Source organism: Citrobacter sp. RHBSTW-00671 (assembly GCF_014103415.1).
In the GTDB taxonomy this organism is placed as follows: Bacteria; Pseudomonadota; Gammaproteobacteria; order Enterobacterales; family Enterobacteriaceae; genus Citrobacter.
Map to the genome: position 1 here is coordinate 4,703,882 of NZ_JABXPR010000001.1, position 18,454 is coordinate 4,722,335.

Here is an 18,454-nt window from a genome sequence, read left to right on the forward strand (position 1 = left end):
TAAGGATGCGCCTTATCCGACAGCACATACTTAATGGTGCCCGTTCGGTCCTGGACGGTGGTCGTCGCGGCGATCGTCATGACGATCGTTATGATGATCATCATAGCGATTGTTGTGTGGCTGTGGGCGCGGTCCGTGAGGTTGCCAGCGATGATCCCGCCACTCATAGTGTTTTCCCCACCAACCGTGATCGCGCCAGTTCCCGCCATCCCAGTAGTTACCCTGGCTGTCACGATCGCCAATCTGTAATTTAACCGCCGGTACCAGAGTAATTTCAGCCGCCTGTACGGCAAGGGGAGCAACCAGCATCATAGAAAGCGCAAGAAACACAGGTTTGAATTTTTTCATTGGTGACTCCTTTTTATCATTGCCCTTATCGGGTCGATAAAAGGAGATTACGTGAAGGGAATGAACGTTATTATCCTCCGCAATCCTAATCTCTAAGTTAGCGCATTTATTGGGAATTTCTCCTTTTTCGCTACCTATTTTCTCCTTATTTTCTCCATAAAAAAAGCCGGGTACAACCCGACTCAGATTGTTAGCAAGCATCGCCTACCTGTTACCGGATAACAGGTATCGTCGGCCCGGTAAGCAGAGCGTCACCGGGCACAACAATTAACTGCGGGTCATCATCAGTTGACGCAGCGCGGCAAAATCAGCAGGCAAATGATGAGAGAGCAGCGGTAAGTCTGCACGTTCAGCCAGCTCTTTTGGCAGATCCAGCGTGACATTCAGAATCTGTTCAACGCTTTCTTTAAATTTCGCCGGATGTGCGGTGCCAAGGAACAGGCCATATTCGCCCGGATTCAACTGGTCACGCAGTGCACGATACGCCACCGCAGCATGCGGCTCTGAGGTATAACCTTTCTTCTGCAGTTCACGCATGGTGTCCTGCGTTGTTGCATCATCCACAGCAGCATAGCCCAGCTCATTCAGGCGCCATATTTTACGGCGGAACAGTTCCTCCACACGCGGCCAGTTGTTTGGCTGGCTGACGTCCATGGCGTTCGATAAGGTTGCCTGAGTCGCTTTCGGCGCCCACTCGCCTTCGGCAAGAAAGCGTGGAACCGTATCGTTGACGTTAGTTGCCGCAATAAAGCGCTTCACCGGTAAACCCAGTGATTTCGCCAGCAGACCCGCGGTCAGATCGCCAAAGTTACCGCTGGGAACAGAAATAACCAGTTGGTTACGCGCTTCCTGCGGCAGTTGAGCCACGGCTTCAAAGTAGTAGCAGATTTGCGCCAGCAGGCGGCTGATGTTGATGGAGTTAGCGGAATTCAGCCCCAAAGCCGCCTTCAGCTCTTCATCATCAAACGCCTGTTTCACCAGCGCCTGGCAGGCATCAAAATCACCATCAATCGCAACGGTTTCAATATTGCCGCCCAGCGTACAGAACAATTTTTCCTGTAATGGGCTGATCTTGCCATTTGGGTAGAGGATCACCACGCGCACATTTTTCAGGCCATAAAAAGCATGTGCAACCGCCGCCCCGGTGTCTCCGGATGTCGCGGTCAGGATAGTCACCGGTTTGTCGCCGCTGATGTGCGTTAGCATTTGCGCCATAAAGCGCCCGCCAAAGTCTTTAAACGCCAGTGTCGGACCATGGAACAGCTCCAGACAGCCGACATCACCTTCGACCTGAGCGACCGGTGCCGGGAAGGCAAACGCCGCACGCACGCGCTCTTCCAGGATCTCTTGTGGGATCTCCGTGCCAATGAATGCGGACAGGATCTTAGCGCTGCGGCTAACGAAGTCCTGGTTCAGCATCTCATCCACTTCTGTCAGATTAAATTCCGGCAGTTCGTGCGGAAAAAACAATCCCTGATTCTTGCCAAGCCCTTGCGTGACGGCCTGCGCAAAGCTGACCTGTTCGTTGTGATCTTTCAGATTATAGAGTTTCATTGATTATCCCAGTACCCGTGCGCCCGCCGTGTCCAGCTGGCAAATATGAACAAAGCCTTCCTGATTTTGCAGGTAATTTTTACCCAGCCAGTCTGCTACGCGCTGTGCCGTATCCGGCTTATCGCATAAGGCGAACAGCGTCGGCCCTGATCCGGAAATGCCGCTGGCCAGCGCGCCGATTTCCGCTACCGCCTGACGCGCCTGACTAAAGCCGGGCAGCAAGCGGGTACGGTACGGCTCAGCAATAACATCTTTCATCAGCTTCGCGGCAAGCCCCGGCTGACGGGAATAGCAGGCGTGGATAAACCCAGCCAGATGCCGCCCGTGGGCAATACAGTCCTGACGACGATACTGCGCAGGTAAAATCGCCCGTGCTTCCGCCGTCGACACTTTAATGCCTGGATACGCCAGTACCCACAGCCACTCATCAAAGCCTGGCACCTGCTGGCTGATAATGCCGTTTTCTTCGATCATTAACTGCATGCCGCCCAAAAAGCACGGGGCGACGTTATCGTAATGAATACTGCCGGAAATACGCCCTTCCAGTTCGCCCATAATTGCCAACAGTCGCGTATCGTTGAGCGGTTTACCGCAATATTCGTTCATCGCCACCAGTGCGGCCACCACGGAACAGGCGCTGGAGCCTAAGCCAGAACCAATCGGCATATTTTTTTCCAGCGTCATCGCCACTGGAACGGTTTTACCCAGTTCCTGACAAAAACGCTCCCAGCACTGGTAGACGATGTTTTCCCGCGGCGCTGACGGCAGCTTATTCGCAAAGCGCCCGAGGTTGTTCAGGCTGAACTGGTCAGCCGCCTCAACCGAGACCACGTCACCCAACAGTGAACCATCTACAGGGGTGACCGCCGCGCCAAGCACATCAAACCCGACGCTCATATTGGCACTGGAAGCCGGGGCATAAACTCTCACCATGTCAGACTCCTAACTTCCATGAAAGGGTGCGAAGAAGATCGGCAAATACCCCTGCCGCGGTGACATCATTACCCGCACCATATCCGCGCAGCACCAGCGGTAATGGCTGATAGTAATGGCTGTAGAACGCCAGCGCGTTTTCACCGTTTTTCACCTTGAACAGCGGATCGTTGCCATCTACCGCATCAATCTTCACACGACAGACGCCGTTTTCTTCGATATTGCCAACATAGCGCAATACTTTCCCCTCATCACGGGCTTTCGCCACGCGTGCGGCAAACTCATCGTCCAGTTGCGACAATTTCGCCATAAACGCGGAAACATCACCGGAATCATCAAATGCTTCTGGCAGGACTGGCTCAATGACAATGTCAGAAAGCTCCAGCTCACGACCGGTCTCACGGGCCAGAATCAGGAGCTTACGCGCCACATCCGTACCAGAGAGATCGTCACGTGGATCGGGTTCGGTGTAACCCAGTTCCCGCGCCAGCGTGGTGGCCTGCGAGAAGCTCATCCCTTCATCCAGTTTGCCGAAAATAAACGACAGCGAACCGGAGAGGATACCGGAGAAACGCTGTAGCTCATCACCCGCGCTAAGCAGGTTTTGCAGGTTCTCAATAACCGGTAATCCTGCGCCCACGTTGGTGTCGTACAAGAATTTACGCCGGGATTTCGCGGCTGCGAAACGCAGCTGATGGTAGTAATCCATCGACGAGGTATTAGCTTTTTTGTTCGGGGTGACCACGTGGAAACCTTCACGCAGGAAATCGGCATATTGGTCTGCCACCGCCTGGCTTGACGTACAGTCGACGATCACCGGGTTAAGCAGATGGTATTCTTTTACCAGACGGATCAAACGACCGAGGTTGAAAGGCTCTTTCGCGCACTCCAGTTCCGATTGCCAGTTTTCCAGATTCAGGCCGTGAACATTCGTCAGCAAGGCCTTCGAGTTCGCCACACCGCACACGCGCAGATCGATATGTTTGCCCTTCAACCAGCTTTGCTGACGCTTGAGCTGCTCAAGCAGTGCAGAGCCGACACCGCCAACGCCAATGACAAAGACTTCGATCACCTGGTCCGTATTGAACAGCATCTGATGGGTCACACGCACACCCGTGGTTGCGTCGTCGTTATTGACGACCACTGAAATAGAGCGTTCAGACGAGCCTTGCGCGATGGCCACGATATTGATGTTGGCGCGGGCCAGCGCGGCGAAGAATTTCGCCGAGATGCCGCGCAGCGTGCGCATGCCGTCACCAACCACTGAGATGATCGCCAGGCGTTCGGTCACCGCCAGTGGCTCCAGCAGCCCTTCTTTCAGCTCGAGGTAGAACTCATCCTGCATCGCCCGCTGCGCTCGCACACAGTCGCCCTGTGGGACGCAGAAGCTAATGCTGTATTCAGAAGAGGATTGGGTGATCAGCACCACCGAGATGCCCGCACGCGACATCGCGGCGAAAACGCGTGCCGCCATGCCCACCATGCCTTTCATTCCAGGGCCGGAGACGCTAAACATCGCCATGTTATTGAGGTTAGAAATACCTTTTACCGGCAAATCGTCCTCATCGCTGCTGGCGCCGATCAGTGTACCTGGCGCTTGCGGATTGCCGGTGTTTTTAATCAGGCACGGGATCTGGAACTGGGCAATTGGGGTAATGGTTCGCGGGTGTAATACTTTGGCGCCGAAGTAAGAAAGCTCCATCGCTTCCTGATAAGACATCGACTTCAACAGCCGGGCATCGGGTACCTGGCGCGGATCGCAGGTATATACGCCGTCGACATCGGTCCAGATCTCACAACAGTCCGCGCGTAAACAGGCAGCCAGCACAGCGGCAGAGTAGTCAGAGCCATTGCGCCCCAACACCACCAACTCACCTTTTTCATTCCCGGCAGTAAAGCCTGCCATCAAAATCATATGATCTGCTGGAATACGGCTGGCTGCGATGCGACGCGTAGATTCGGTGATATCAACGGTAGATTCGAGGTAATGGCCTACCGCCAGTAGTTTCTCAACTGGATCGATAACGGTAACGTGATGCCCGCGCGCTTCCAGCAGGCCTGCCATGATAGCGATCGACATTTTTTCGCCACGGCAAATAAGCGCGGCGTTAATGCTGTCCGGGCACTGTCCCAGCAGGCTGATACCGTGCAGGACATGTTTAATTTGGGCAAATTCTTGTTCAACGAAGGCTTTAAGCTGCGTCAGCGGGAAGCCCGGCTGCGCGGCGGCGAGACCAACCAAAAGCTCTGAGAAAATACGTTCGGCGTCACTGATATTGGCTAAAGCGTCCTGACCACCGATGGTCTTCTCAATCATCGCCACCAGATGGTTGGTAATTTTTGCGGGGGCAGAAAGAACCGTCGCGACCTGCCCCTGCCTGGCATTGCTTTCCAGAATATCGGCAACTCGCAGAAAGCGCTCTGCATTTGCCACTGATGTACCGCCGAACTTCAACACTCGCATGGTTTACCTCGTTGCCTTTGGTCGAAAAAAAAGCCCGCACTGTTTAGGTGCGGGCTTTTTCTTGTGTTTCCTGTACGCGTCAGCCCGCACCGTTACCTGTGGTAATGGTGATGGTTGTTGTAATGGTGATGCTGATGCGTTTCATGATGTTGTGTGCTCTGTAATTATTTATGACCTGTCTTGTATTCTTTTAGGGTTAAAGTATCTGCTGACCTAAGTCAATAAATTTTTAAATTGATCACATTCCGAAACTTGTTCACGAGCGACTGCTTGCCCTTTTATTTTCAACCAATACAGCATGCGCACCCCACTTGAAGTCAGAATCAAACACTAAAAAATAAAACAAAGAAGACATTTTATTTTGTAATATTTTTTTCGATATCATGTAAAAAACGGTGCAACATTGCTGTATCTCGTTGCCCTAACAACCCCATCCGCTGCTGTAGCCAATCCGTGAGCTTGATATCATCCGCAACGTCCAGCGTGGCTAATAATTGCAAAACCCGGGCACGTAACGCCTGCAACTGAAGCTCATCCGTCACCTCAATGTTTTTTGCCGGTTGTTGTATTAAACCTGCTAATTGATAGCAATAGACCATCACCGCCTGACCCAAATTCAGTGAAGGGTAGTCAGCCACCATCGGCACGCCGGTTAGCACATCCGCTAGCGCCAATTCTTCGTTTGTCAGGCCTGAATCTTCACGACCGAACACTAACGCGGCGTGATCCATCCACGTTGATTTTTCCTGTAACAGGGGAACTAGCTCGACCGGCGTGGCGTAATAATGGAACTTCGCGCGGCTACGAGCCGTGGTGGCGATGGTAAAATCGACGTCGTGCAACGCATCGGCTAACGTTGAAAAAACGTTAATATTATCAATAATGTCCCCTGAACCATGTGCCACCCATCGCGTCGCAGGCTCCAGATGAGCCTCGCTATCAACGATCCGCAATTGTGTGAATCCCATGGTTTTCATCGCACGCGCTGCCGCGCCAATATTTTCGGCTCTGGCTGGAGCAACCAGAATAATTGTTAAACGCATTTTGATACTCTTCTTGACCGGTCTGCAGATAATTATGTGATGTGCATCAACATATTACGCAGCGCGAATTTACATATTTTTAACAGAAATCACTGAAAAAGCATTTCACATTCAGTAAAAAATGCTAAACTATTTCCTGCCTGTACTATTGCTTTTTATGTTAACAGAAGTTGCATATCCTTCTGTTTATCCATGATAATTTGATTTAGAATGGTTCTCATAGATTGGATTCATTACATTTATTAATTAGCGCGTGCAACTAGTTGTAATATTGCAATTTTGTGATGAAAGCTATCATTTAGATACGTTGATTTCATCAAACTGTTAACGTGCTACAATTGAACTTGATATATGTCAACGAAGCGTAGTTTTATTGGGTGTCCGGTACGTCTTAGCCTGTTATGTTGCTGTTAAAATGGTTAGGATGACAGCCGTTTTTGACACTGTCGGGTCCAGAGGGAAAGTGCCCACGACCAAGCTAATGATGTTGTTGACGTTGATGGAAAGTGCATCAAGAACGCAATTACGTACTTTAGTCATATTACGCCGATCATGTTAATTTACGACATGCATCAGGCAGGTCAGGGACTTTTGTACTTCCTGTTTCGATTTAGTTGGCAATTTAGGTAGCAAACATGCAGACCCCGCACATTCTTATCGTTGAAGACGAGTTAGTAACACGTAACACGTTGAAAAGCATTTTCGAAGCGGAAGGCTATGATGTATTCGAGGCGACAGATGGCGCGGAAATGCATCAGATCCTCTCTGAATATGACATCAACCTTGTGATTATGGATATCAATCTGCCAGGTAAAAATGGTCTTCTGTTAGCGCGTGAACTCCGCGAACAAGCTAACGTTGCACTGATGTTCCTGACGGGCCGTGATAACGAAGTCGATAAAATTCTCGGCCTCGAAATCGGCGCTGACGATTACATCACCAAGCCGTTTAACCCACGCGAACTGACTATCCGTGCTCGTAACCTGCTGTCCCGTACCATGAATCTGGGCACAGTGAGCGAAGAGCGTCGTAGCGTCGAAAGCTACAAGTTCAATGGTTGGGAGCTGGATATCAATAGCCGCTCTCTGATTGGTCCTGACGGCGAGCAGTATAAACTGCCACGTAGCGAATTCCGTGCCATGCTTCACTTCTGTGAGAATCCGGGCAAGATCCAGTCTCGCGCAGAACTGTTGAAAAAAATGACCGGCCGCGAACTGAAGCCGCATGACCGTACCGTTGACGTAACAATCCGCCGTATTCGTAAACACTTCGAATCCACGCCGGATACACCAGAAATCATCGCTACCATTCACGGTGAAGGCTACCGTTTTTGCGGCGACCTGCAGGATTAATATCATCCTGACTGGTATAAAAACGGCGCTTTATGCGCCGTTTTTCATTTCACTACGCCCCTATTTCCACAACCGTAATTCATCGTCCTCAGTTGCGTTCTCCTTTTTGGGCTTTGGCTGTGCAAGCGCGTGCCAGTCAAGATGACGTGTCAGGAACATCACCCCACAAAGCGCCAGTAACAGTACCCCCGTTCCCAACAGTAACGCGCTGTCCTGCGAACGCAACAGTACCCACATCACGCCATCCAGTCCCAGCAATGCTGCGGTAAAAAACAGACTGTTACGCCATCCCTGTAGTATCGCCTGTAAATACACGCCGTTCATCAGCGCGCCAACCAGGCTGGCGACAATCCACGCGGCAGTAAAACCCACATGCTCCGACAGCGCCAACAACAGCAAATAGAACATCACCAGTGATAATCCCACCAGCAGATATTGCATCGGGTGCAGACGCAGGCTGGTCATACTTTCGAGTACAAAGAAAGACATAAAAGTTAGCGTAATCAATAAAATGGCATACTTTGTCGCCCGATCTGTCAGTTGATACTGATCCGCAGGCGTAGCCACGGCAACGCTAAATGCGGGCATGCCCTGCCAGCCAATCTTCTCATCGCCGAAGCGTTCTCCCAGATTATTCGCGAACCAGCTACTTTGCCATTGCGCCTTAAACCCTGACTCACTAACTTCACGCTTAGCCGGAAGAAAATCACCGAGGAAGTTAGGATGTGGCCAGTTGCTGGTCACGGTCATTTCGCTATTACGACCAACCGGGACGACAGAAAAATCACCGGTTCCACTCAGATTAAGCGACAACACGACACTGAGATTTTTTTCCACCCAGCCGGCATCCGGTAGCGGAATGTGGATCCCCTGAGCACGGCCATCCAGCCCTGTACCGGGTTCGACCGCCAGCGATGTTCCATTGATCTGCGAAGCCTTCACGACACCAATACCGCGCGCATCGCCCACCCCAACCACCACAAAAGGTTTGCCGATGGTGATATTGGGATGGTTCAGTTCACTGAGGCGCTCAGCATTAAACTCGGCCTTCACCGATAAATCGTTGTGCCAGACCTGCCCTTCATAAATACCTATCTTACGCGCTTCAACGTTCTGGTTACCCTCAACGACCAGCGATTCCGGCAACCAGAAATGGATGTAGCTGCGCTTTCGCTGGATCTGTTTGTCACCTTCCAGCTCGGTATACAGTTCCGTCACCGGGACGGCAATCAGCGGGCCTACCACCTTTTGCGGTCCGCTGGTGCTCTGTCGGATAGCATCTTCTACCTCACTACGATAGTCCGACCGCTCAACAATAATCTGCCTGACCATCGTCAGTGGAATTAACAGCAGCAGCATAGCGCCACCTAAGGTGACTATTTTCCAAAACAGGGGGGATTTAAACATAGCGTTCTCCTTTGCGATATCAGCAAGGTAGAACAGCTATGTGCGGGGAATTTGAAGTTATGTGAAGTGACGGTGAAGTGTAAACGAGGCCTGCGCCCCGCCTTCTGGTCGGTTGCATAACGTCACGTCACCTTGATGCAATCGCGCAACCTCACTGACAAACGCCAGCCCCAGCCCACTGCTTTTCTGCCCATTCTCGCGGGGTAGCGAATAGAAGCGCTCAAAAATACGCGGCAACGCAAAGTCAGGTATGCCGCTGCCGTTATCACTGACCTGTATTGTGACGCGGTCCTCCTGCGGATACGCGCTCAATACAATTGTCCCGTTCTCCGGCGTAAAATCGATGGCGTTATCCAGCAGATTACCCAACGCCTGCTCCAGCAGTGCGGCATCGGCGGCAACCGTCAGCGATGAAGGTACAACGGTAAGCGTGATGTTTTTTGCCGCCAGTTGCACACTACGCGCCTCTTTGAGCTGAGCAAAAAGCGTATCTACTACCACCGGCGTCAACGTAATATCCTGCCGGTTCTCCAGTCTGGCCTGGCGTAACAGCGTTTCGACCAGCACCTGCATGCGCGCATTCTGCGTCAAAATATTATCGGTAAATCGCGCGACCACGCCGGGCGGCGGGCCTTCGCGCAAAATTTCTGCCGCGCCGCGAATAGCCGCCAGCGGGCTTTTTAGCTCATGCGTCAACGCATAGACGTACTGCTCAATGTAATTCTTGCCCTCCAGCTTCAGACGCATACTTTCCAGCGCCTGCGCCAGCTTGCGTAGCTCACTGCTACCAAGATCAGGAAGCGCAACGGGGCGATTCTCAGTGACAGAATCAGCATAGCGTGCCAGCCGCGCGATCGACCGGTTTATCCACCATACCATTCCTGCGCCAATCACTAAGGCGATCCCCAGTAGCACGGCACTGGCCCACAGTATTCGCCGCTCACTGCGTTTAATCACCGGTGCCATTGCCGCATTGGGTTTGCCGACACTGAGCACACCAATAATACGTCCACGGTCAACAATCGGCGCGGCAACGTACATCACCGAACTTTCCGGATCGGCCGGGTTCTGTGGCGTACTTCGTGCGCCATACTGCCCACGCAGCGTTAACCATACGTCGTTCCAGCGAGAATAATCTTCGCCTACGGCTTTGTTGGCGGAATCAAACACCACCTTGCCCTGCGCGTCCGTCATGTAGACGTGATACTCATTGCGCACTTTGTTAATGCCACTGATATTGGCGCGAAAAGGACGATCGTGCAGTTGCGAAAATGCCTGCGCCAGCCTGCCGTGGGAGGGAGAGCCAGACAGCAAATCATCACGCGCCAGCGCGGCCAGCAGCGTAGCGGTATCTATCAACGTCCCTTCCGTCGCACGACGAACGCCGGGCTTAATCTCCTGTACAAAGATGGACAGAACAAACCAGGCGGCAACGGCGACAATCAGAAAGTAGCCCAGCAGCAAACGCATGCCAATGCGCATCAGGTGCTCCTCAGGCTGTATCCCATACCGCGATGTGTATTAATCGGTGATAGCTCCGGGTTGACGGCCCGCAGTTTGGCACGCAGCGTTTTAATGTGCGTGTCTACCGTTCGGTCAAAGGTATCCTGGGCATCGGCCCAGACTAAATCCATTAACTGTTGGCGTGAGTAGACGCGTCCCGGCGACAGCAGTAATGTTTTCAGCAGCAAGAATTCATAGCGTGTCAGATTTAACGGCATCCCAAACCAGGTAATCTGTGCGGCAAGCTCATTGAGTTCAAAATCACCGCACCGCGTCGCCGGTGAAGGCGTGGAGAATTTTTTCACCCGCCGCAGCAACGTACGCACGCGGGCGCACACCTCACGCGGAGAGAAGGGTTTCGCCACATAATCATCCGCACCAATTTCCAGCCCCAGCAGGCGATCCACTTCATCGCTACGCGCAGTCAGAAAGAGGATTGGCAATGCCGGGTGACGTTCCAGTAGTCGCCGGCATAGTTCAAAACCGCTGATATCGGGTAGACCGATATCCAGAATGATCGCATCCGGACATCTTTGGCGTGATTTTTCCAGCACGGGCAATCCACGCTCAAAGGCTTCAACGCTAAAGCCTTCCTGCTGCAGCATGTAGATAAGCGTATCCGCAATCCCCTGCTCGTCCTCAACCAACCAGATCAGCGCCTGTTGCATTTTGCCTACCTGTTATCGCTGCCACGGCATGATGGGTACCGCGCTGATAGCATTTTTGGGCGATCCATCAACCACCTTATCTGAATAGGCCAGATAGGCCAGCGTGTTGCGTTTCGCATCATAAAAACGCACGACCTGTAAGGATTTAAACACCAGCGACGTCCGTTTCTTAAAGACCACCTCGCCCTGGGCTTTGCCGTTTTTAATTCTGTCGCTCAGCTCCACCGGCCCCACTTGCTGACAGGAGATAGCCGCGTCGGAAGTATCTTCAGCCAAACCCAGCCCACCTTTAATGCCACCGGTTTTGGCGCGGCTAACGTAGCAGGTCACATTGGTGACATCAGGATCATCAAATGCCTCGACCACAATTTTATGATCCGGTCCAAACATTTTGAACACGGTATCGACAGATCCTATCTGCTCCGCATGGGCAACCTGCGCCATCATCAGCAGAATTGAGGAAATGACTAAGCTCTTATATTTCATATTGTTACCATTCTTAAATGTTACTCTGTGTAATTATTCGACATTCTAAGATAAAACGTATACAGATCACAGGATTACAATAATCACGCTTTCGTATGTGCGAAAAAAGCACTTATGAGCAAAAAAAACACTGAATGCTAAAACAGCAAAAAATGCTATTATCCTCATACCTGACGTCAGGTACTCGTTGTTGAAAGGATGAGGATATTTTATGGATCAGGCTGGCATTATTCGCGACCTCTTAATCTGGCTGGAAGGCCATCTGGATCAGCCTTTGTCGCTTGACAATGTGGCGGCAAAAGCAGGCTATTCCAAGTGGCATCTGCAGAGAATGTTCAAGGACGTGACGGGCCACGCTATTGGCGCCTATATCCGCGCTCGTCGTTTATCGAAGTCCGCAGTGGCGCTACGCCTGACTGCGCGTCCAATACTGGACATCGCCCTGCAGTATCGCTTCGATTCTCAACAGACGTTTACCCGTGCGTTCAAAAAGCAATTTTCCCAGACGCCAGCGCTGTATCGTCGCTCGCCGGAATGGAGCGCTTTTGGTATTCGCCCTCCGATGCGCCTCGGGGAATTTGCCATGCCAGCGCATGAATTCGTCACGCTGGAAGATACACCACTGCTGGGTACCACGCAGAGTTATTCCTGCTCGCTTGAGCAGATTTCAGATTTCCGTCATGAAATGCGGATTCAGTTCTGGCGCGACTTCCTTGCTCAGGCTCCTGCGATCCCGCAGGTTCTGTACGGACTCAACGAAACGCGCCCCAGCATTGAGAAAGATGACGAACAGGAAGTGTTTTATACCACCGCGCTCACACCCGAGCAGGCCAACGGATACGTGCAGTCGGCGCAACCCATCCTGTTACAGGGCGGCGAGTATGTGATGTTTACCTATGAGGGTCTGGGGACGGGCGTGCAGGAGTTTATCCTGACGGTGTACGGCACCTGCATGCCGATGCTGAACCTGACTCGCCGTAAAGGGCAGGATATCGAGCGATACTACCCGGCAGAAGATGCCAAAGCGGGAGATCGCCCTATTAATCTGCGCTGCGAATTCCTGATTCCTATCCGCCGTTAACGCTGTAGCTCATCCAACGCAGGGGCATCCAGATGCGAGATGTCCCCTGCCGTTTCAACCACCCAGCCCGGTGCCAGCCATAAACTTTCCTGGTAATCGACACGAGAAATAGAGCAGTTGCGCAGACGCAAACGACGCTCAGCCCATGCCGGCAATCCCAGAATGGTACTCACCAGGCAGCCCAGCGCAATACCATGGCTCACCAGCAATGGACGACTCCCCGGTGGCAGCTCCAGGCAGGATGCCAGCGCCGCGTTGACGCGTTCGCTCAGTTCCTGCATCGACTCCCCTTGCGGAATACGACCATCCACCGTACCGTTCACCAACTGACGACGCCAGCCCTCTTCTTCCGGGGTCAGCGTATCGATATGGCGTTTTTCCAGCACGCCCATATTGAGTTCACGCAGTCGTGAGTCATAGGTGATATCACAGCCACAGGCCTGGGCGATGATTTCTGCGGTGCGTCGTGTTCGACCTAAATCACTACTGATGACATGCGTAATACCAAACGAGCGGGCGCGTTCCCCCACCTGCATGGCTTGCTGTTCACCTTTAGCGGTCAGTGGGCTGTCTGACTGGCCTTGAATACGTCGCTCGGCGTTCCACTGCGTTTCGCCATGGCGAACAAGGTATACCTGTAACATGCTTTTTTTCCGTTATATACTCGTCGTACTTTGAGTAGACTCTGCGATGAATTTTCAAACTGAGCTTAATTATGCACAAGGTTATCTCTGCGACCACCAATCCTGCCAAAATTCAGGCAATTCTGCGGGCATTTGAAGAGATTTTCGGGGAAGGATCCTGCCATATTGAACCCGTCGCCGTCGAGAGTGGCGTGCCGGAACAGCCTTTCGGAAGCCAGGAAACGCGCACTGGCGCACGAAATCGCGTTGATAACGCGCGCCGCCTGCACCCGCAAGCTGATTTCTGGGTCGCTATTGAGGCGGGAATTGACGACGATGCCACCTTCAGTTGGGTGGTGATTGATAACGGCGTCCAGCGCGGCGAAGCCCGATCAGCCACGCTGCCATTGCCGGCCGTTATTCTCGACAGGGTACGCCTGGGTGAAGCGCTCGGCCCGGTGATGTCGGACTATACAGGTATTGATGAGATTGGCCGTAAAGAGGGCGCAATTGGCGTCTTTACCGCGGGCAAACTGACACGTTCGAGCGTCTATCACCAGGCGGTGATCCTGGCGCTCAGTCCGTTTCATAACGCGGTGTATTTATAGCATTGCGCCGGATGTTCACCCGTAGGCCGGATAAGGCAAAGCCGCATCCGGCACTTCAATTTTTCCCGAGCAGCACCTGCTCCAGCCACTGGCGTAACTCTACGGGTGCCGACTTGAGGCTGTTGGAACCACGCGTAATGGTGGCAATCCCGGCCCCGAGTTCGTTTTTTAGCTCGCGCTGACTCATCTCGCCACGCAATAACTCTTCAATGATGCGCACGCGCGTTCCCAGCGCTTCGCGCTCATCCGGCGTTAACATCAAATTGAGCAGGGGCAGGTGTAAATCTTGTTCATAGGCGTGTTTAAGCAGATCGACAAAACGTAACCACTCCTGGTGACGCTGTTCTGCCATCTCTGCTGAATAGGGTGATTGCTGGGTCATAAAGTGTCGCCATCGTTGCGGGGGGAAGCGTGCTTGCTTCCCCCTTTTGTACTCTTTAACGAGTACGATAGCATAACACACTCAACGCGATCAGTAACGACGTTGCCATTCTGCGTCGCTCATCAACGTCGGTTTATCCCCGAGGAAATAACGGTAGTACGCATCGTATGCCAGCACGTTCTTCACATATCCTCGCGTTTCCGAGAACGGAATACTTTCGACAAACGCCACGGCATCAATACGACCTGCGCTATTGCCAAGCCAGGTACGAACGCGTCCCGGACCTGCGTTATACGCCGCCGACGCAAAGATACGGTTGTTGCCAAATTGCTGATACACGTACTGCAAATAGCTGGTACCGATGTTGATATTGGTATCAGGATCTAACAACTGACTTGGGCTGCTGTAACCGGGAATCGAGAACATTTTCACCGTATGCGTCGCCGTGCCCGGCATAATCTGCATCAGCCCGCTGGCACCGACCGGCGATTTCACTTTCGGGTTCCAGGCGCTTTCCTGACGTGCTATCGCCATTGCATAGCTTGGCTGAATATCCTTGCCGCTGGTGTAACGGGTAAAAAGATCTTTATAGGCCAACGGGAAGCGCTCTTCCAGATGATCCCACAGCTTACCGGCGATCGTCGCCTGAACGCTCAGATCCCACCAGTGATTGTTGAACGCGTAACGCGCCAGTTGAGCCTGCTCGGACCTGGTACGGCTGGTGACCAGATTCGCCCATTCACTGCGCGCGGTATTATCCATGTTCCAGTACATCAGCTCACGAACACGCGCCATTTCCGGCCCCTGCGTTAACGCAGAGTCAACGTTGGCAGGGGCTTTATCCACTTTCAGCGCGTACTCTTCGCCCAGACGCTGTGCCGCCACCATCGGGTAGAATCCGCGCTGCTGCATGAGCTGATGCAGGATCTCTTTCGCTTCATCATTGCGTCCCCGCTCCAGCAGCAGATCCGCCTGCCAGTAGCGCCACTCATCTTTTTCTTTTGCTTCCATTGGCAAACGCGCCAGCCAGGTATTCAGGCCACGACGATCGCCGGTTCCTAGCGCCATACGCACGCGGCGCTCCACAAGCGAGGTGGAATTGGAGCGCATAATCGCATCATCGCGCCATTTCGCCTGCTCATCGGTCACATCATTACCCATCAGACGCCAGGCAACGATATCGCGCAGCTCCTGAATTTGATCGTCATTAAGCTGTTGTGCTTGCGCCAATGAAGGGATCATCAAACGCGCATTTTCCACATCCTGACGCGCCACGCTGGCAAAGGCCACCGCCGCCATCTGTCGGGTGAAATCCGTCGCGCCGGTGGTACGCGCAAAGGTCATCACCGAATTTTGATCGTTGGCCAGCGAGATGATCGCCGAAGCGATAGTCTGGTATTGCGCAGGCATCTGTCCGGCCAGCGCCGTCACCAGTCCGGTATTCCCCGCCTTCATCGCCAGACGGATACGTTCCAGATACGCCAGCGGGTCCTGAGTGCCGGAAGCGCGCCATACGCCGAATAATTTGTCACACGCATTCGGCTGGCTTTTGCCGGTTAACCACAGCTCTTTTGCACCCTGCCAGGCCTCATCGGTTTGTCCGGTGCTCCATTTCGCATAGTAGTAGTTACATTGCGCCTCGGTAGTGCCAGGCTTATCCGGGCTGAACGCCAGCAGCCCACGCCAGTCTTCGCGGCGCGCCAGTTCATTCACGAAACGCGATTGCAGCGTACGCGCTGGAGGCAGCGTCGGGTTGGCGCGCACAAAATTGGTGACGGTAATCGTCGGCTGATTCATCAGATCGTCAGTGATCTGGCGATATTCCAGATAGGGATACAGAGGATAGTTCTTCAGACCGGGCATCATCTGCTCTACGACGTCCATTTGTCGGTTATCCCAGGCCTGCTTAATTTGCGCATAGCGATTGCGCTGCTCATCCAGGGAATCGGCTCGCGCCACTTGACTGACCGTCAGCAGACATACGCTGGCCGCCAGCAGGCGCCAGGTAAATTGTTTGGCTTTGTCCACAAGCTCTTCCTCTTGTCATTTACGTCTGTGCAGCATCGTGCCGCTTAATTCATTCATGCTAACCAGACATTGCAGAATGCGCCACGTTACGGACACTTTTTTACTTTTGTTGCGAGTGAGATCTGCTGGCTGGGATTGGGCAATGAAAAAGGCTACACTTCGCCTTTGAAAACTCTATTCATCACTATAAAAGAGGCGAAGTCCACGTGGCTCAATTCGTTTATACCATGCATCGTGTCGGCAAAGTCGTACCGCCGAAACGTCATATTCTTAAAAACATCTCTCTGAGCTTCTTCCCTGGCGCCAAAATTGGGGTGCTCGGTCTGAACGGTGCGGGTAAATCTACCCTGCTGCGCATCATGGCCGGCATTGATACCGATATCGAGGGTGAAGCACGTCCGCAGCCGGGTATCAAGATCGGTTACCTGCCACAGGAACCGAAGCTGAACCCGGAACACACTGTTCGTGAATCCGTTGAAGAAGCGGTTGCCGAAGTGGTTAACGCACTGAAAGGCCTGGATGAAGTGTACGCCAAGTACGCCGAGCCGGATGCCGACTTCGATAAACTTGCTGCACAACAGGGTAAGTTCGAAGAAATCATTCAGGCACATGACGGTCATAATCTGAATGTACAGCTCGAACGTGCCGCCGATGCCCTGCGTCTGCCGGACTGGGATGCCAAAATTGAGAAGCTCTCCGGTGGTGAACGTCGCCGCGTCGCACTGTGCCGCCTGCTGCTGGAAAAACCAGACATGCTGCTGCTCGACGAACCGACGAACCACCTGGACGCCGAATCCGTCGCGTGGCTGGAACGCTTCCTGCACGACTTTGAAGGCACCGTGGTGGCGATTACCCACGACCGTTACTTCCTCGATAACGTAGCCGGTTGGATTCTGGAGCTTGACCGTGGTGAAGGTATTCCGTGGGAAGGTAACTACTCCTCATGGCTGGAACAGAAAGATCAGCGTCTGGCTCAGGAAGCCTCTCAGGAAGCCGCTCGTCGTAAATCCATTGAGAAAGAGCTGGAGTGGGTACGTCAGGGGGCGAAAGGCCGTCAGTCTAAGGGCAAAGCCCGTCTGGCACGCTTTGAAGAACTCAACAATACCGAATACCAGAAACGTAACGAAACCAACGAACTGTTTATTCCACCAGGACCGCGTCTGGGCGATAAAGTCGTTGAAGTGACCAATCTGCGTAAATCCTACGGCGATCGCGTACTGATTGACGATTTGAGCTTCTCAGTACCGAAAGGGGCCATTGTCGGTATCATCGGCCCGAACGGTGCAGGTAAATCCACTCTGTTCCGCATGATGTCCGGTCAGGAACAGCCTGACAGCGGCACCATTGAACTGGGTGAAACCGTGAAGCTGGCATCTGTTGACCAGTTCCGTGATGCCATGGACAACAGCAAAACCGTGTGGGAAGAAGTCTCCGGCGGGCTGGATATTATGCGTATCGGCAACACCGAAATGCCAAGCCGTGCCTACGTAGGCCGCTTCAACTTTAAAGGTGTTGATCAGGGTAAACGCGTAGGCGAACTGTCCGGCGGTGAGCGTGGTCGTCTGCACCTGGCAAAACTGTTGCAGGTTGGCGGTAATATGCTGCTGCTCGATGAACCGACCAACGACCTGGATATCGAAACCCTGCGCGCGCTGGAAAACGCCTTGCTGGAGTTCCCTGGCTGTGCAATGGTTATCTCGCACGACCGTTGGTTCCTTGACCGTATCGCCACCCACATTCTGGATTACCAGGATGAAGGTAAAGTCGAATTCTTTGAAGGTAACTTTACCGAATACGAAGAGTACAAGAAACGCACGCTGGGCGCTGATGCGCTGGAGCCGAAGCGTATTAAGTACAAGCGTATTGCTAAGTAATTACCGTTAAGCGCCGGATGGCGGCGTTACGCCTTATCCGGCCAACGAGGTTAGTGCGACTTGTAGGCCGGATAAGCGCAGCGCCATCCGGCATTAAAAC

General features: G+C 52.9%; 18 protein-coding genes and 1 other annotated feature. Of the genes, 4 read left to right on the top strand and 14 right to left on the bottom strand.

Annotation, left to right across the window (positions count from 1 at the left end):
• Positions 1 to 30: 30 nt before the first annotated feature.
• The 7 genes from HV261_RS22510 to yjjY all read right to left on the bottom strand — a co-directional run bounded on the left by HV261_RS22510 (position 31) and on the right by yjjY (position 6,882).
• Positions 31 to 348 carry a DUF2502 domain-containing protein gene (locus HV261_RS22510; protein WP_202039559.1) on the bottom strand — a complete coding sequence of 106 codons (318 nt, stop codon included), beginning with the start codon at positions 346 to 348 and terminating at the stop codon, positions 31 to 33.
• A 267-nt stretch (positions 349 to 615) separates the two neighbouring features.
• Positions 616 to 1,902 (bottom strand): threonine synthase, encoded by a 1,287-nt coding sequence (gene thrC, locus HV261_RS22515; protein ID WP_202039560.1) that lies wholly within the window; start codon positions 1,900 to 1,902, stop codon positions 616 to 618.
• A 3-nt stretch (positions 1,903 to 1,905) separates the two neighbouring features.
• Positions 1,906 to 2,835 carry a homoserine kinase gene (gene thrB, locus HV261_RS22520; RefSeq protein WP_202039561.1) on the bottom strand — a complete coding sequence of 310 codons (930 nt, stop codon included), beginning with the start codon at positions 2,833 to 2,835 and terminating at the stop codon, positions 1,906 to 1,908.
• A 1-nt stretch (position 2,836) separates the two neighbouring features.
• Positions 2,837 to 5,299 (bottom strand): bifunctional aspartate kinase/homoserine dehydrogenase I, encoded by a 2,463-nt coding sequence (thrA, locus tag HV261_RS22525; RefSeq protein WP_202039562.1) that lies wholly within the window; start codon positions 5,297 to 5,299, stop codon positions 2,837 to 2,839.
• A 23-nt stretch (positions 5,300 to 5,322) separates the two neighbouring features.
• Positions 5,323 to 5,449, bottom strand: a sequence feature (Thr leader region).
• Positions 5,379 to 5,444 (bottom strand): thr operon leader peptide, encoded by a 66-nt coding sequence (thrL, locus tag HV261_RS22530; RefSeq protein WP_032337689.1) that lies wholly within the window; start codon positions 5,442 to 5,444, stop codon positions 5,379 to 5,381. Its footprint overlaps the feature before it by 66 nt.
• Before the next feature lie 206 nt (positions 5,450 to 5,655).
• On the bottom strand, positions 5,656 to 6,342 hold the full coding sequence (locus HV261_RS22535; protein ID WP_202039563.1) for a tRNA/rRNA methyltransferase: 687 nt from the start codon (positions 6,340 to 6,342) through the stop codon (positions 5,656 to 5,658).
• Positions 6,343 to 6,741: 399 nt separating this feature from the next.
• Complete coding sequence (gene yjjY, locus HV261_RS22540; RefSeq protein ID WP_001541509.1) at positions 6,742 to 6,882, bottom strand: YjjY family protein; 141 nt, start codon at positions 6,880 to 6,882, stop codon at positions 6,742 to 6,744.
• A gap of 95 nt (positions 6,883 to 6,977) precedes the next feature.
• On the opposite strand from yjjY, the gene arcA reads away from it, so the two are divergent.
• Positions 6,978 to 7,694, top strand: a complete 717-nt coding sequence (gene arcA / locus HV261_RS22545) for a two-component system response regulator ArcA (RefSeq protein WP_001194359.1) — start codon at positions 6,978 to 6,980, stop codon at positions 7,692 to 7,694.
• A 60-nt stretch (positions 7,695 to 7,754) separates the two neighbouring features.
• On the opposite strand, the gene creD is transcribed toward arcA, so the two are convergent.
• From creD to creA, 4 genes are read right to left on the bottom strand one after another with little or no spacing between them, the layout of a single operon-like run.
• A complete protein-coding gene (creD, locus tag HV261_RS22550) occupies positions 7,755 to 9,101 on the bottom strand; it encodes a cell envelope integrity protein CreD (protein WP_202039564.1) in 1,347 nt (448 codons plus the stop codon).
• 57 nt (positions 9,102 to 9,158) lie between these two features.
• Positions 9,159 to 10,583 carry a two-component system sensor histidine kinase CreC gene (gene creC, locus HV261_RS22555; RefSeq protein ID WP_202039565.1) on the bottom strand — a complete coding sequence of 475 codons (1,425 nt, stop codon included), beginning with the start codon at positions 10,581 to 10,583 and terminating at the stop codon, positions 9,159 to 9,161.
• The gene (gene creB / locus HV261_RS22560) at positions 10,583 to 11,272 is read right to left on the bottom strand and encodes a two-component system response regulator CreB (protein ID WP_202039566.1); all 690 of its coding nucleotides are present in this window, start codon (positions 11,270 to 11,272) and stop codon (positions 10,583 to 10,585) included. Before creB ends, creC begins: the two co-directional genes overlap by 1 nt.
• Before the next feature lie 12 nt (positions 11,273 to 11,284).
• Positions 11,285 to 11,758, bottom strand: a complete 474-nt coding sequence (gene creA, locus HV261_RS22565) for a protein CreA (RefSeq protein ID WP_137383793.1) — start codon at positions 11,756 to 11,758, stop codon at positions 11,285 to 11,287.
• A gap of 211 nt (positions 11,759 to 11,969) precedes the next feature.
• Here creA and robA point away from each other — a divergent pair, with 211 nt between their 5' ends.
• Positions 11,970 to 12,839: an MDR efflux pump AcrAB transcriptional activator RobA gene (gene robA / locus HV261_RS22570; RefSeq protein WP_137383794.1), complete on the top strand. Its 870-nt coding sequence runs from the start codon at positions 11,970 to 11,972 to the stop codon at positions 12,837 to 12,839.
• On the opposite strand, the gene gpmB is transcribed toward robA, so the two are convergent.
• Positions 12,836 to 13,483: a 2,3-diphosphoglycerate-dependent phosphoglycerate mutase GpmB gene (gene gpmB / locus HV261_RS22575; RefSeq protein WP_202039567.1), complete on the bottom strand. Its 648-nt coding sequence runs from the start codon at positions 13,481 to 13,483 to the stop codon at positions 12,836 to 12,838. The two genes, robA and gpmB, sit on opposite strands and share 4 nt — an antisense overlap.
• A 71-nt stretch (positions 13,484 to 13,554) precedes the next feature.
• On the opposite strand from gpmB, the gene yjjX reads away from it, so the two are divergent.
• Entirely contained in the window at positions 13,555 to 14,070 is a 516-nt protein-coding gene (gene yjjX / locus HV261_RS22580; RefSeq protein WP_202039568.1) for an inosine/xanthosine triphosphatase, read from the top strand.
• A 55-nt stretch (positions 14,071 to 14,125) separates the two neighbouring features.
• On the opposite strand, the gene trpR is transcribed toward yjjX, so the two are convergent.
• Together trpR and sltY are read right to left on the bottom strand one after the other, a co-directional pair.
• Positions 14,126 to 14,452, bottom strand: a complete 327-nt coding sequence (gene trpR / locus HV261_RS22585; RefSeq protein WP_202039569.1) for a trp operon repressor — start codon at positions 14,450 to 14,452, stop codon at positions 14,126 to 14,128.
• A 90-nt stretch (positions 14,453 to 14,542) separates the two neighbouring features.
• On the bottom strand, positions 14,543 to 16,480 hold the full coding sequence (gene sltY / locus HV261_RS22590) for a murein transglycosylase (protein ID WP_202039570.1): 1,938 nt from the start codon (positions 16,478 to 16,480) through the stop codon (positions 14,543 to 14,545).
• A 206-nt stretch (positions 16,481 to 16,686) separates the two neighbouring features.
• Here sltY and ettA point away from each other — a divergent pair, with 206 nt between their 5' ends.
• On the top strand, positions 16,687 to 18,354 hold the full coding sequence (gene ettA, locus HV261_RS22595) for an energy-dependent translational throttle protein EttA (RefSeq protein ID WP_202039571.1): 1,668 nt from the start codon (positions 16,687 to 16,689) through the stop codon (positions 18,352 to 18,354).
• Positions 18,355 to 18,454 lie beyond the last annotated feature (100 nt).

Excerpts from the sequence above, each read along its gene's own strand:
- HV261_RS22510 (WP_202039559.1), bottom strand. The coding sequence starts at position 348 with ATGAAAAAATTCAAACCTGTGTTTCTTGCGCTTTCTATGATGCTGGTT.
- thrC (WP_202039560.1), bottom strand. The coding sequence starts at position 1,902 with ATGAAACTCTATAATCTGAAAGATCACAACGAACAGGTCAGCTTTGCG.
- thrB (WP_202039561.1), bottom strand. The coding sequence starts at position 2,835 with ATGGTGAGAGTTTATGCCCCGGCTTCCAGTGCCAATATGAGCGTCGGG.
- thrA (WP_202039562.1), bottom strand. The coding sequence starts at position 5,299 with ATGCGAGTGTTGAAGTTCGGCGGTACATCAGTGGCAAATGCAGAGCGC.
- HV261_RS22535 (WP_202039563.1), bottom strand. The coding sequence starts at position 6,342 with ATGCGTTTAACAATTATTCTGGTTGCTCCAGCCAGAGCCGAAAATATT.
- yjjY (WP_001541509.1), bottom strand. The coding sequence starts at position 6,882 with ATGACTAAAGTACGTAATTGCGTTCTTGATGCACTTTCCATCAACGTC.
- arcA (WP_001194359.1), top strand. The coding sequence starts at position 6,978 with ATGCAGACCCCGCACATTCTTATCGTTGAAGACGAGTTAGTAACACGT.
- creD (WP_202039564.1), bottom strand. The coding sequence starts at position 9,101 with ATGTTTAAATCCCCCCTGTTTTGGAAAATAGTCACCTTAGGTGGCGCT.
- creC (WP_202039565.1), bottom strand. The coding sequence starts at position 10,583 with ATGCGCATTGGCATGCGTTTGCTGCTGGGCTACTTTCTGATTGTCGCC.
- creB (WP_202039566.1), bottom strand. The coding sequence starts at position 11,272 with ATGCAACAGGCGCTGATCTGGTTGGTTGAGGACGAGCAGGGGATTGCG.
- creA (WP_137383793.1), bottom strand. The coding sequence starts at position 11,758 with ATGAAATATAAGAGCTTAGTCATTTCCTCAATTCTGCTGATGATGGCG.
- robA (WP_137383794.1), top strand. The coding sequence starts at position 11,970 with ATGGATCAGGCTGGCATTATTCGCGACCTCTTAATCTGGCTGGAAGGC.
- gpmB (WP_202039567.1), bottom strand. The coding sequence starts at position 13,483 with ATGTTACAGGTATACCTTGTTCGCCATGGCGAAACGCAGTGGAACGCC.
- yjjX (WP_202039568.1), top strand. The coding sequence starts at position 13,555 with ATGCACAAGGTTATCTCTGCGACCACCAATCCTGCCAAAATTCAGGCA.
- trpR (WP_202039569.1), bottom strand. The coding sequence starts at position 14,452 with ATGACCCAGCAATCACCCTATTCAGCAGAGATGGCAGAACAGCGTCAC.